Source organism: Pseudoalteromonas sp. QJM3NY_22, from assembly GCF_056173065.1.
In genome coordinates this window covers 4,111,029-4,123,321 of sequence record NZ_CM149655.1, presented here as the reverse complement: position 1 = coordinate 4,123,321, position 12,293 = coordinate 4,111,029, and the positions used below count along the sequence as shown (strand labels likewise).

The following is a 12,293-nucleotide window of genomic DNA, read 5'->3' as shown; positions in this document are numbered from 1 at the left end:
TAAATTGCTATGGGAGTTATTATGGAATTTGATGAAATAATTTTAGGTGATAGAACTATTGCAGGTTTTAAATCTGATTTTGAGATTGACGTAATTCAGATTTTGAAACATTTAAATACTTGTGAGACCGCTTTCAAAAATTTCATACTTACAAATGAGAACCCTAAATTTAAGTGGGTTCAAGAATATCTATTCTTGTCTTTAGAGACTTCGGTTACTTCATTGAGATTATTAGCCGAAGGTCATATTAATGCCGCTGGTAATACTATGAGAATATCTTATGAATCTCTCTGTATGTCTATCTTGCTTTCATCCCCAGTAAGGTTAAAAGTTGGTCGTGGTAAACAACAAAAAGAAATAGATTTTTATTCTGGCTATTTAAATAAAGATGCCTTCACTAAAGCGCACTTATCAATTGATTTAGTAGTAAGAAATGCAAGCGTGTTAGGCGTTACATCGGGAAAAGGTTGGCTCAAACAAGCTAAAGACTTTTATAATGGTTATAGTCATGCTTCTGAAATGGTATTTTCTTCTTTAGTACTTAAGTCCGGTAAATCGATTATAGGTGGTGGTTATAATGAAGAAAAACGAGAAATAATTTCAGCTCATTTAAAGCAAATTCATAAATTAGCCAAACAACTTCCAGAACTTATTAAGGAAATTTCTTTGCGTAATCAATTAAAATAATAAATAAAGTTATTCTTTGATAGGTAATTTTTTCGTTGGGTTTCGCTGCGCTCAACCCAACCTACGTGTTCAATTATTTTATTGGTAGTTACTTACTTTTTAGGGAGTAGGGTGATTTTGCCAAATACGTCTGCATCTATAAAACCACGATTTCTGTCGCCGTTTACTGGCTGTACTTCGTGTGAGCCCATAAAGTGCTCGCGCACGTCACTGCCATCGTTATCGCAATACGCTAACATAAAGCCAATGACTTGTTTTTCGCTAAGTGTAAGTGGGATGTTATTAGCTCCTTCTTTATAATCATTAGGATAGAGTTTTATTGCTACTTCCCACGTAATGTTAAAAGGTGCGGTGGTGTTGCGCTTCCAGTTACTCACTAGGTGGTCGGTATACAAATGGGCTTGTTTATCAGGTCCGTAATCGGCGGCTTGGTTATCAAGGCCAATATGGTACGCCAAAGCGGTGTGATTAAATTGGTGGTTTCCACCGGATGCATCGCTATCAATAAATACTTCAAGCGCATCGTCATCCCAATATTTATACGTTGGATCAGCGTGTGTATCTATTAAAACATCATCCACAATATCGGCTTGTAGGTATAAATAGTTTTGATCCCACAGTAAGCGATAACGCCCTTTAAAGTCGGCATCGTTTGATGGTAGTGTGCCATCCATTAGATAAGGCATGTCGTGCCAAGTGGCTTTATTCCACGCATCTTCTGATACGCCATCAATAGTAATTGGAGTTGATGTATGTTCAACATCAATAGCCATTGCTGGCGTGCTTAATAAAAAGCTTAAGGCGAGTGCTAATTTTTTCATTAATTTCTCAATCTTATTATGTATTTTTATTGATGTAACACCATCTTAAAGTAGCTAAGTGATTAGTTACAGTGAAATACTTTCGCCTTCGTTTAAAATATACAGCGGTGTTTTAGCATCCATTTTTTTAACCATGTGCAATAAGCGCAGCAAGGCTGAATGACTGCTGTGGTCGCCCATTTTCCAACTTGAGTTACCGTACCCCCACGGTATCATTACTCTACAATTAAGCTCTTGTGCTGCGCTTAGTGCATCTTCAGGTGTGGTATGCACGTAACGGTACCAGTTAGGATCGTCTTTACTGTAGTAAGAAGCGATTGGCATTAAGCAAATATCGATATCGCCGTATTTTTGCTGTATGTCTTTAAAATGTTTTGAGTAGCCTGTATCGCCTGCAAAAAATAAAGTGCTACCGTTTTGTTCAAGTAACCAGCCATTCCATAGGTCTTTATCGTGATCTTCGTAAATAAAAGGCACTGAAATACGACTGCTAAAGTGATGTGCAGGTACGCCATGAATTGCTAAATCGTCAATACTCGTTTTTGCATACCAGGCCATTTCGCTAATGTTAAATCCACCTGTTGGGAAGTTATCAGCCATTCCCAGTGGCGTTAAGTAGCGTGGTTTGTTACCTATTTCTGCTATATCTGCTTTATTAAAATGATCATAATGAAGGTGAGAATATATAACGGCATCTAAATTAGTTAGTTCGCTGTTAGTTAGCCAGTCACCGGGCTTACGATAAAACCCTGAGGCAAGTTTAAAGGCTAAATCAACAGGGGAGTCGAACTGCTCTTTTACAGGATCAAACACCACTTGCTGCCCGTTTGGTGTGCTGATCATAAACCCTGCATGGCCAAGCCAGCGAACAGTGTATCCGGTATTTAATTTTGGAGTTACTTGCCCAGCAATATATTGGCAGTTTTCACTTCCTTCTTCACATTGCAAATGAGTGTTGCTTGGATAGCAGTCATTTTCACAAGTAATAGGGTACGTTTTTTTGCCTGGGTATAGATTATGGTAGCGCCCTTCGCGCTCACCATCTTTATGTAGTGGTACTACAGAATCAGGCCCTGCGATTCTTTCTATGTGATTAGCAGTTCCGCAAGCGGTTAGTAAGCTAGAGATAGCTAAAAGAGTTAAGGTACTTATTTTCATTGTAGCTTTTTATTTTAATTCTAATTTTATGAAAGTGTACCAAAAACGTTAGATTAATAAGTGGTTAAAAAGTAACAAAAAGTAACAATAAATAAGCCTGCGAAATTGCAGGCTTATTTTTGTTTGTAATATATTAGTTAGCCTGCGTTATTCATTTGTTCAATAAATTTGTTTGAATCGGCAATCGATTTGTTCATGTCATTCATTAACACTTGTATGTCGCGTTTAAGGTTAGTGAATTCGCCTTTAATAGCCGATACCGCTTGTGCGTTTAAGTTATGCTTTAAATATAAAACATTATCGTGAAGCGACGTTAATACTGGCTCCATTTTACTCTCTGCGCTGCGCATCGAGCGTAATAGCTGTTCAAATTGACGCTTAGTCGCGGTTAGCTTTTTGCTGCTTTCACGCTTAAGTGATGCACTTTTGTATTGCTCTAGCTCATCGCTCCACTCATCAAAAAGTGCTTCTGCTACGTCTTCTACTTTATTGATGTTAGTTGATACTTCGTTTGCGGCTTTTAAGCTAGACTCGTAATCGTCGTTTAATTGATTGTAAGTGTCTTGTAGTTCGCCACCATTAAAATCGATTAGAGTAGTTAAGCGCTCTAGTGCAGATTTAAATTCTTCTTGAGACTCTTGCTGCGAGTCTTTGGTTTCTTCTACGCGGTCGATAAGGATGTCGCGTTTGTGAATACCTACTTTTTCCATTGCAGAGTAATAAGCTGTTTGGCAACCTGACAAAGTAAGTGTTAGTACAAGCATTGAAACACTAAGTAATGTTTGTTTTTTCATCTGAATTCCTGTTTACGCGTGTTAGTGCTGTAAATTATGGCGCTGATTGTTATTATAATCAAAACCACATAAGCACAAGTCAATTGTATGAATGATAAGCTCTCCAATTACAAACAGCAAGTTAAGACCTTTATACGCCAGCAGCCAAGTTGGTGGATGCAGTATTTTAATCGCTGTATAGATGATCAAATAACGGTTAATGCCGGCTATTTGGCCTATGTTACGTTACTTTCTTTGATACCGCTTATTGCAGTGGGTGTTGCTATATTTTCGGCTTTTCCAGGTTTTGAATCCACTCGTATGGAGATTGAGAGCTTTTTGTTTACTAACTTTGTGCCTACTTCTACCGATGTTATTAGAGAGCACATTAGCTCTTTTGCCGGTAACGCAAACCAAATGACCGCAGTAGGTATTGGTTTTTTAGCTGCAATTGCATTGTTGCTAATACGTAATGTGGATGCCACGCTAAACCGCATTTGGCGAATAAAGAAAAAGCGTCCGATGATGATTTCCTTTGCAGTATATTGGATGGTTTTGAGCTTAGGGCCCATGTTACTTGGTGCCAGCATTGGTGTTACCTCTTATATTGTATCTTTGGTATCGTTTGCTGATCAGGGTATTCCTGGGTTTAGCGGGTTTTTGTTAAAGCTATTGCCGTATGGTATTTCGATGGTGGGCTTTATTATGCTCTACACCTTAGTGCCTAATACGCGCGTATCGTTTAAAGCGGCGATACCGGGAGCATTATTTGCGGCACTTTTATTTGAGCTAACTAAAAAAGGGTTTGCACTTTATATTAGCCATTTTCCTTCATACGAAGTGATTTACGGCGCAGTGGCGACGATTCCTATTTTGTTTGTTTGGGTGTATTTATCGTGGGTTGTTGTTTTGCTTGGCGCTGAATTTACAGCATGTATTAGCCCAGATGAAATACCAGAAACACCAGAAATTGAGTTTGAAGATGACAAGCCAACAGTAAAGGACACAGTTTAAATGCAAGGGTTAATACAGCGCGTAAAGCATGCCAAGGTAGAAATTAATAATCAAGTTGTAGGCGAAATTAGCCAAGGTATATTGTTGTTGCTGGGTGTTGAAAAACACGACGATACGCAAACGGCCGATAAGCTTTTACACAAAGTAAGTAACTATCGTATTTTTACTGACGAAAACGACAAAATGAACTTAAGCCTCAAAGATATTAAAGGTGAATTACTCGTGGTTTCGCAATTTACCTTAGCGGCTGATATTAAAAAGGGTATGCGCCCTAGTTTTTCATCTGCGGCAACGCCAAGCCAAGCTAATGAGCTTTACGAGTACTTTGTTGCTCAAGCTAAAGAGTTGGGGCTTACAATAGCCTCAGGTGAGTTTGGTGCCGATATGCAAGTAAGCTTGTGTAACGATGGACCCGTTACGTTTAACTTATCTGTTTAAGTTTTTTGGTTACCACGACAATATGATTCACGTAGCCCGTAATTTTTTGCGGGCTAACATTACAACCAAATACATCGAGTAATAGCTGCTGAAGTTGCTTTAATTGCGACTCATGCTGCGATAAAAAGTTAATAAATAGCACGCCGTTGTTATTTAAAGCCGAGTAGATTTTTTTATAAAATGCCTCTTCAAATAAAAATCGAGGTGCGTCTATTTGGCTAAATAAATCTAAGATAATCCAGTCAATATTTTGCACACTTTTTAAAATCTGTTGTGCATCGGCGCACAGCAGTTGCTCATTCTTATTTGACGAAAAAAACTGGGTATAGCAATCAATAATATCAGCGTTTTTTTCAACGGATGTTATGTGTGCTTTGGGGTATTTGTGTTGTAAATAATTACGAATTGCACCGCCGCCAAGGCCAAGTTCTAGCACCTTTTTTGGCGCGCTAAGAGCTTGCCAGTGCTTACCTAAGCACAATAAATGTGGAAAAAGTAATAAACTCGGGTCATTTAAATCAATAACAGATTGAAGTGTGTCGTTAATGAGTAACCAGCGCAACTGCTCATGACCACGTATCTGAATGTGATCGCCACTGCATTTATGCCAATAGATTAACTGACCAATGCTGTGGCTATTCTCAATAAATTGATCGTCCAGCAAGCCCGTCAGCGAATTTATATAACTGATTTTTTCTATCATATTCTCAGCATAAACTAGCACCGTTAAATGGCAATGCCTTGTGTTATTAATTTTTAGATATTTTATGGCCATCACCAAAGTCGTATTTGCAGTTTTTTTAAGATGGAGTATGGTATTTGCCATAAATAATACCAACGGACTTAATTATTTAAGCTTTTTAGTTTGGTAGATAATCAATATGATTAGTATAGCGCCGTAGCCTTTTTGATTTTTATTTACGGCTTATATAACAACAGGAGTATGTATGTTTCAGGTAAGCACCCCACAAAGTAGCGAAGATTGGCAAGCGTATTACCAATTGCGCTGGCAGGTATTACGCGCGCCTTGGGGCGAGCCACGTGGCTCTGAGCAAGATGATATGGAGCAAGATTCTGAGCATCGGTTTATAAAAAATAAAGAAGGTGAAGTGCTAGGCGTAGCACGTTTGCACTTTAACAATCATGAACAGGCACAAGTGCGTTACATGGCCGTTGCTGAAGGGAATCGTAATCAACATATTGGTAGTCGTTTATTACATGAGCTTGAAAAAATAGCATGGACGCAAAATGCTGATGAACTGGTTTTATTTGCTCGCGAACGTGCGCTTGAGTTTTATAAACGCCACGGTTACGAATTAAAAGAAAAAGCACATTTAGCGTATGGCGATGTACAGCATTTTAAAATGGTAAAGCAAAAGCCGTGTGAGCCAGGTTGGTTTCGTCACCCTAATTGGACGCAGGTACTACAAAATACGTGGCGGGAGTCTATTCCAATTAGTGACGCGATGGGCATTAAGGTAGAAAGCTATACCGATTGGCAATTTACAACCAGCGCCGACCTAGACGCTAACTTAAACCTCCATAACACTATGTTTGCAGGTTCTATTTATAGCTTGGCCACGCTAACAGGTTGGGGCGCTACGTACTTAGCACTTAAAGAAGCTGGGCTTGAAGGTAATATTGTATTAGCCGATGCTAACATTAAGTACTTAAAGCCGCTTACTACCGACCCACGAGGGTGTGTAGATTTGCAAGCCTGCAAAGGTAAGTTGAGCGATTTAGAAACCGAAGGTAAAGCAAGCTATGTTGTGCCTGTTACTATTTATGATGGTGATAATATAGTTGCGGAGTTTGAAGGGCAGTTTGTAGTAAAAAAATAACTGTTTAGTTGTTCAAAACACTAAAAAGCCAAGCAATGCTTGGCTTTTTAATGCGTAAAACTTAGGGAAGTATTACAGCAGATCGGTTAATAATATACCTACACCAATACGTTCTATATCGGCATTATAGTCAATTAAGCTTTCGCCATAACCATTGAAGTATTGTGCATAACCACGAACTCGGCCCCATAATGGAAATGACCAGTCAAGCTGAATAGCACCACGATTGTCTGAATTTAAGTTATTACGCGACATAAAGCTAAATTCATGATCGTTAAGACGGTATGCACCGCTAAATTCAAAATAGCCCATGTATTTGTATATGTCTGGATTATCGTCGCCTTTAGCTTCTAAAACGTTGTCTTTTTCGTCCTCGGCTATGCGATACCAAGGTTTAAAACTAAAAACAAACCCTTCATTTTCCCAAATGAAATCAGCGTAAATACGGTTCCATGAGCGTGAGTTGGGCTGGCTACGACCATTTGACTGATGTGAAATACCTAAAACAATTGCCATTTCATCGCCCCAAAGTACATTTTCTGGATCTAGGTAGTTTATCCAAAAAACTTCAGGTTCGTAGTTCGTTTCACGAAATGGTGAGGAGATTTCTGAATTATATATTTGCCAATATGATTGCAGCGTAAAACCAAAAAATAATGCTTGGTCTTCATCTGAAAAATCATCGTACAAAGGTACTTTAATGGAAAGCTGGTACTTTGCCTCTAAGTTGTCGAGCGGTTCGCCATCTTCTTCATCCGTTAATTCATCAAAGCCATCAAAAGGACGACTGTTAGGATGTGAGACGTACGAAAGAGGTAAAATATAATTACGTTTATGTGGCGTAATAACATTACGATTTTTTTTACCCACTTCTTCACGTGCTTGGCGTTTATCAAGCGCGGTAAGTTGTTTGTTTTCTTCAAGAGCCGAGCATTTTTTACGAAGATCGTCTAGAGTTTGTTTACCGTCTCCACCAATAACTTCGTTTAAAATACACTGTTTTACAAGGTTTATTTCGTTGTCTTGCTCGTTTGTAGCAACCTCTTCTTGTGCTAAGGTAGCTGTACTTATTAAGGCAGAAAGTGTGATCCAGTGGCGCCAGCTCATTGTAGTTCCTTTGTGAGTTTAAGTTATTGTATGCGTTAATTTAATTATAACGTCTTTTTACATATGTAACGGTGAACTTTTACTGAATTTTTTCTTATACTTCGTATTATACGTATTTGAGATAAACACAGATCAAAAGAAAAGCGGCCTGGGCCGCTTTCTAATGCAAATTAACTACTTTAGTTAATTTATACCAATTTTATTAAAAACATGATCATTCTAGCGTATTAAATAACTCACTAACTACGTTAAAAATTATTTATATAGAACAACTATGTACCATAATTTTAGCCTTGTTATTAAGCTATTTCCTTATCGCTATAATAGATCACTAATTTAATGCAATTGGTATTACTCTCACGCAATGAGAAGGGTGAGCTAAAGCTCGAATATGTTAGTAAAAAACTTATAAAGTTCGGTACCTTGGTTAACACTCGCTGAGGCAAAGTGCAAAATAGCAATTGCATCGCAATCAAGAGTGAGTATTTGCAGTGGCTGCTCGCTTAAGTAGCGCTCCATGCGTAAAATATGTGCAATAGGCTCACCGGCTTTAATGTGCCCGCCAAGAGGTGCTATGTATTCAACCATACCGCCAATAGGGGCGTAATAAGCAAAGTAGTCATCTAAATTACATGCATAGCGAGTGATGTTAGCTGGCGTATGCGGTGCGTTTTGTAATACGCCTTTGTGATTTAAGTAACTTAAAATGCTGTTTGAATCGTTTAGTGCTTCTTTTAAGTCTATTTTTTCTTGGCTGCCTAGCTCTACCGTAAATGCTTCTACAGGTATTGATAATTCACGACCTTGCTCGCTAAGTGCATCACTTAAATGCCACCATGGGCAAAAGTTAGCTTCATCCATAGCGCCGTCAAAATCACTGGGGATAAGCAGTACATGTTCAATATTAAAGTAACGTGCGCTGTCGGTTGCATAGGTTGGGCAGTACAAATGCTTGCTGGAAATAGGACCAGTGTGTAAATCGAGTACTATATCAGCCTGATGAGCGAGTTTTTGTAAGTTAAGCGCAATGCGTTTACCCGTATTGAGTAAATAAGCAGGGCCGTTAAGTTTGCTGTCTACTTCGTCAATAAGCGCCTGTTTGAAGTTACTTTTTAATGTAGCGTTATCATACTGAGTATGATTTTGCGCAAACTGTGTCACTAAATTTTTATTGTAATGATACATGCGATTCCAATTAGTGCCCGTAATCGGATCGAACCTGCCAAGGGTAAACTCGCCAGATTTTTGATTACAACCAATCGGATTTGCATAAGGTACAAGGGTAATATCGCCATTAAGGTTAAGGTGTTTTAATTGCTCCAGCAGCTGAAAAATAACTGCGTTACCTTGCACTTCAGCGCCATGCATATTGGCCTGAATGTAAACACTAGGCCCTGTACCATCGCCTTTTAAACGATACACAGGAATTGTAAGCGGTAAGCCGTTTGCAACTTCCCCTACTACAATGTTCTCTTGGCTGATGTGTGTTGTATTACTCATGCTTATTACCTTAAATAGTGGCTGGCATTTTCGGCTTGGCGAACGCAGGTAAGTGTACCGTTTTGCAATGTGTACTCGCCAGCTAGCTCATGGCATAAAAAATACGGCATACTTTCGGTAAAGCCGTAAGCACCGCATTGGCTAAACACTAGCCAGTCGTGCTCATTTAAATCGCTTGGCAGGTTATGTTCACCCAAGCAATCAAGCGCTGTACAAAGCGGGCCGTATAAAGTGACCGCTTGAGTTTTAGCACTGGATTCACGCAGTAATGCAGCAGGAAAATCTTGACTGGTAACAGCAGGGCGTAATAAGTGATTAATACCGCCGCTTAAAATTACTTGTTCTTGATTATAGTTTTGTTTGCGCTCTACTACTGGGTTTGCGTAATGACCGCATTCGCCCACGGCATAGCGACCAAGTTCCATCCATAATTCTTCTACACCCGCATCATTTTTAATTTTAGCGAGCGCAGCAATTAAGTCATCCCAATCAAGCGTTGCTTCATTTTGTGTATAAGGAATACCTAAGCCGCCGCCTAAATCGAGAATTTTAAGGCTAATATTTAAATCGCTGGCAAGTTGACTAAGTGGTGCAATCATTTGTGACCACAAATCGCTTAGTTTTTGCGTGCTAAGCATGTTGCCCCACTGAAAAATATGCAGGCCGTCAAACTTAAGTGCAGGGTAGTTGGTTACATTGAGTGCTTGCCACTCATCACAGCCCAAACCAAATGGTGTAAGGCTATCGCCGCCCAGTGGGTTTTTTTCACCTTCAGGCCAGCGTAATTGTACACGCAGTAATACTTGTAACTGTGTGTTTTGTAGTTGTGCTTGTTGGTTTAACCAACGTACTTGATTGAGGCTTTCTGCTACGAATATACGCACGCCGCGCTCAATAAAGTGTTTTATTTGTTTAGGGCTTTTTGCAGGCCCTGTGTTGAGCACGCGCTGTGAGCTAATACCTTGAGCGAGTACTTGCCCAAGCTCACCTTTACTTGCTACGTCAAAATTAAAGCCAGCACTGTCTAAGCTTTGAATAATTTTAGACAGTGGGTTTGCTTTTACCGCGTACCACAGTTTTACATCGGTTTGCGCAACTAAACGCGCAAGATGCGCGTTTAGTTGATCTAGGTCGTAAACAAAAAAAGGTGTATCAAGTTGTTGTGTAATAGTATTTACAGCGGTTTTGATAGGCGTGCTCAAAAAGATCATTATCGTAAAACCTCTTCAAGTAATAATGATGCATCGCTTTTCTCGTCGCGGTATTTAACTATTAACGCACACGACATGCTTAGGCCTTGTTCGCGCGCCCATTCGTTTGACGCAGGGCGAGAGCCCGGTATTACAATGGCATATTCTGGGATTGGCTCGCCTTTATCAAGTTGGCGCTCGTTTACGCAATCGTATACTGGAATAGTTGCTGATAAACGCACGCCAGGGGCAAGTACTGCGCCTTTTTTAATGACTACGCCTTCAACAATAATGCAGCCCGCACCAATAAAGGCGTCGTCTTCAACCACTACTGGGCTTGCACCAATTGGCTCAAGTACACCACCAAGCTGAACTGCAGCACTTAAATGTACGTTTTTACCTACTTGTGCACACGAGCCAACTAATGCGTGGCTATCTACCATTGTGCCTTCGTCGATATATGCACCAATGTTTACATACGCTGGTGGCATAATAATCGTGCCTTTAGCCACATAAGCACCACGGCGAACACTTGAGCCACCCGGCACCATTCGCACGCCATCTTCAGTACTAAATTCTTGCGGAGCTAAGTTATTTTTATCAACAAAACCACCTGCAAACTCAGTATTAGTGCCATTTTTAAAGGCTTCTAAAATACCTTTTTTTACTTCTATGTTAGCTTGCCATTGGCCGCTTTCGTTTTGTGATGCTGCGCGTACAGCGCCCGATTCTAAATTATTTAATAGTTCTAACCAGCTCATTATAAAAACCTGTATTTAATGCCAAGATAAAATGGTGTTGTTTGCAGTTGTGATGCAATCGGTTTGAGTTAACTCAAGGTGTGTTAAAGGTGGACGAAGTTGCGGGCTGCTTAAGCGGCCTTGCAAATGCATCAGTACCTTTACGGGAATAGGGTTTGCGACAGCAAATAGGCTATTAATAGCGCTTGACCATTGGGCAAATAAATTAGGGTGTTGACCACTTAAGCTGCGTTTAACAAACTCGTGAGTTTGTTCAGGCCATGCGTTTGCAGCTACCGACACTAATCCTTTTGCACCGGCTTGTGCAAAATAAGGCATTAGCGCATCGTCGCCACTAAAAATAGCTAAATTAGGGGCCGCTTGGCGGTAAGCTTCAAACTGAGCAATACTGCCGCTCGCTTCTTTTAACGCCCATAAATTTTTATTGTTTTTTAAGTTTTGAATAGTTGCCGCTGGGATGCTAACAGCACTTCGTCCCGGTACGTTATAAAGCATACACGGGTGATCGCTTGCATTAAGTAGGCTTTCAAACCAATGAGTTTGACCTATAGCGCCGGGCTTTGCATAAAGCGGTGAACCAAGTAAAAAGCTATGAATTGGCAATGTATTACAGTAGTTAACCCACTCAATTTGTTGCTTTAAGTTACTACCGCCAACAGCTACCATGAGTGGTACTGCTGGTTTTAGCTGGCATACGTGTTCAACAATGGCTTGTTGCTCTTTTTGCGTTAGCGCTAAACCTTCGCCTGTACTGCCAAGTAGCAAAATGCCATTATGCGCCGCTTCTTGATCCCTAACCAGTTTAGTTAACGTGTTGTAGTCAACATCGCTGTGTTGATCAAATGGCGTTACGAGCGCGGTCCACAATGAGTAGTCGTTTAAATTGAAGTTGTTGATCATCTCTCACGAACTTATAATTTGTACCAATTTTATTAAAAACGTGATCATTTTATCGATAACTAATTTAATGCAATTGGTATTATTCGAAGAGTTAAAAAGCTTT

13 protein-coding genes are annotated in these 12,293 nt (G+C 39.8%); 4 read left to right on the top strand and 9 right to left on the bottom strand.

All coding sequences use genetic code 11. From position 1 onward, the window contains the following. Positions 1-21 precede the first annotated feature (21 nt). Entirely contained in the window at positions 22-687 is a 666-nt protein-coding gene (locus AC0VZ4_RS19050; RefSeq protein ID WP_306724476.1) for a hypothetical protein, read from the top strand. Positions 688-779: 92 nt separating this feature from the next. Here the strand turns inward: AC0VZ4_RS19050 and AC0VZ4_RS19045 are convergent, their stop codons facing one another. The 3 genes from AC0VZ4_RS19045 to AC0VZ4_RS19035 all read right to left on the bottom strand — a co-directional run bounded on the left by AC0VZ4_RS19045 (position 780) and on the right by AC0VZ4_RS19035 (position 3,460). Continuing rightward, on the bottom strand, positions 780-1,508 hold the full coding sequence (locus AC0VZ4_RS19045; protein WP_306724477.1) for a CBM9 family sugar-binding protein: 729 nt from the start codon (positions 1,506-1,508) through the stop codon (positions 780-782). Between the two features lie 66 nt (positions 1,509-1,574). After that, positions 1,575-2,666, bottom strand: a complete 1,092-nt coding sequence (locus tag AC0VZ4_RS19040) for an MBL fold metallo-hydrolase (protein ID WP_306724478.1) — start codon at positions 2,664-2,666, stop codon at positions 1,575-1,577. 137 nt (positions 2,667-2,803) lie between these two features. Further along, on the bottom strand, positions 2,804-3,460 hold the full coding sequence (locus AC0VZ4_RS19035; RefSeq protein WP_149605710.1) for a DUF2959 domain-containing protein: 657 nt from the start codon (positions 3,458-3,460) through the stop codon (positions 2,804-2,806). 87 nt (positions 3,461-3,547) lie between these two features. Between AC0VZ4_RS19035 and AC0VZ4_RS19030 the strand changes: the two genes are divergently transcribed. Together AC0VZ4_RS19030 and dtd are read left to right on the top strand one after the other, a co-directional pair. Continuing rightward, a complete protein-coding gene (locus AC0VZ4_RS19030; RefSeq protein ID WP_008133351.1) occupies positions 3,548-4,453 on the top strand; it encodes a virulence factor BrkB family protein in 906 nt (301 codons plus the stop codon). Beyond that, positions 4,454-4,891, top strand: a complete 438-nt coding sequence (gene dtd, locus AC0VZ4_RS19025; protein WP_475440451.1) for a D-aminoacyl-tRNA deacylase — start codon at positions 4,454-4,456, stop codon at positions 4,889-4,891. Here dtd and AC0VZ4_RS19020 read toward each other — a convergent pair. Next, positions 4,875-5,594: a spermidine synthase gene (locus AC0VZ4_RS19020; protein WP_475440450.1), complete on the bottom strand. Its 720-nt coding sequence runs from the start codon at positions 5,592-5,594 to the stop codon at positions 4,875-4,877. The two genes, dtd and AC0VZ4_RS19020, sit on opposite strands and share 17 nt — an antisense overlap. Positions 5,595-5,838: 244 nt before the next feature. Between AC0VZ4_RS19020 and AC0VZ4_RS19015 the strand changes: the two genes are divergently transcribed. Further along, a complete protein-coding gene (locus AC0VZ4_RS19015; protein ID WP_007376219.1) occupies positions 5,839-6,732 on the top strand; it encodes a bifunctional GNAT family N-acetyltransferase/hotdog fold thioesterase in 894 nt (297 codons plus the stop codon). Positions 6,733-6,804: 72 nt separating this feature from the next. Here the strand turns inward: AC0VZ4_RS19015 and AC0VZ4_RS19010 are convergent, their stop codons facing one another. The 5 genes from AC0VZ4_RS19010 to dapA all read right to left on the bottom strand — a co-directional run bounded on the left by AC0VZ4_RS19010 (position 6,805) and on the right by dapA (position 12,190). Further along, the gene (locus AC0VZ4_RS19010) at positions 6,805-7,839 is read right to left on the bottom strand and encodes a phospholipase A (protein WP_008133355.1); all 1,035 of its coding nucleotides are present in this window, start codon (positions 7,837-7,839) and stop codon (positions 6,805-6,807) included. A gap of 378 nt (positions 7,840-8,217) precedes the next feature. Beyond that, positions 8,218-9,339 carry a succinylglutamate desuccinylase/aspartoacylase family protein gene (locus AC0VZ4_RS19005; RefSeq protein ID WP_475440449.1) on the bottom strand — a complete coding sequence of 374 codons (1,122 nt, stop codon included), beginning with the start codon at positions 9,337-9,339 and terminating at the stop codon, positions 8,218-8,220. Between the two features lie 5 nt (positions 9,340-9,344). Then, positions 9,345-10,550: a PLP-dependent decarboxylase gene (locus tag AC0VZ4_RS19000; RefSeq protein ID WP_475440448.1), complete on the bottom strand. Its 1,206-nt coding sequence runs from the start codon at positions 10,548-10,550 to the stop codon at positions 9,345-9,347. Further along, positions 10,550-11,290, bottom strand: a complete 741-nt coding sequence (locus AC0VZ4_RS18995; RefSeq protein WP_475440447.1) for a 2,3,4,5-tetrahydropyridine-2,6-dicarboxylate N-succinyltransferase — start codon at positions 11,288-11,290, stop codon at positions 10,550-10,552. Before AC0VZ4_RS18995 ends, AC0VZ4_RS19000 begins: the two co-directional genes overlap by 1 nt. Before the next feature lie 15 nt (positions 11,291-11,305). Continuing rightward, positions 11,306-12,190: a 4-hydroxy-tetrahydrodipicolinate synthase gene (gene dapA, locus AC0VZ4_RS18990; protein ID WP_475440446.1), complete on the bottom strand. Its 885-nt coding sequence runs from the start codon at positions 12,188-12,190 to the stop codon at positions 11,306-11,308. Positions 12,191-12,293 lie beyond the last annotated feature (103 nt).

Coding starts and splice junctions, on each gene's coding strand:
- AC0VZ4_RS19050 (WP_306724476.1), top strand. CDS start 22: ATGGAATTTGATGAAATAATTTTAGGTGATAGAACTATTGCAGGTTTT.
- AC0VZ4_RS19045 (WP_306724477.1), bottom strand. CDS start 1,508: ATGAAAAAATTAGCACTCGCCTTAAGCTTTTTATTAAGCACGCCAGCA.
- AC0VZ4_RS19040 (WP_306724478.1), bottom strand. CDS start 2,666: ATGAAAATAAGTACCTTAACTCTTTTAGCTATCTCTAGCTTACTAACC.
- AC0VZ4_RS19035 (WP_149605710.1), bottom strand. CDS start 3,460: ATGAAAAAACAAACATTACTTAGTGTTTCAATGCTTGTACTAACACTT.
- AC0VZ4_RS19030 (WP_008133351.1), top strand. CDS start 3,548: ATGAATGATAAGCTCTCCAATTACAAACAGCAAGTTAAGACCTTTATA.
- dtd (WP_475440451.1), top strand. CDS start 4,454: ATGCAAGGGTTAATACAGCGCGTAAAGCATGCCAAGGTAGAAATTAAT.
- AC0VZ4_RS19020 (WP_475440450.1), bottom strand. CDS start 5,594: ATGATAGAAAAAATCAGTTATATAAATTCGCTGACGGGCTTGCTGGAC.
- AC0VZ4_RS19015 (WP_007376219.1), top strand. CDS start 5,839: ATGTTTCAGGTAAGCACCCCACAAAGTAGCGAAGATTGGCAAGCGTAT.
- AC0VZ4_RS19010 (WP_008133355.1), bottom strand. CDS start 7,839: ATGAGCTGGCGCCACTGGATCACACTTTCTGCCTTAATAAGTACAGCT.
- AC0VZ4_RS19005 (WP_475440449.1), bottom strand. CDS start 9,339: ATGAGTAATACAACACACATCAGCCAAGAGAACATTGTAGTAGGGGAA.
- AC0VZ4_RS19000 (WP_475440448.1), bottom strand. CDS start 10,550: ATGATCTTTTTGAGCACGCCTATCAAAACCGCTGTAAATACTATTACA.
- AC0VZ4_RS18995 (WP_475440447.1), bottom strand. CDS start 11,290: ATGAGCTGGTTAGAACTATTAAATAATTTAGAATCGGGCGCTGTACGC.
- dapA (WP_475440446.1), bottom strand. CDS start 12,190: ATGATCAACAACTTCAATTTAAACGACTACTCATTGTGGACCGCGCTC.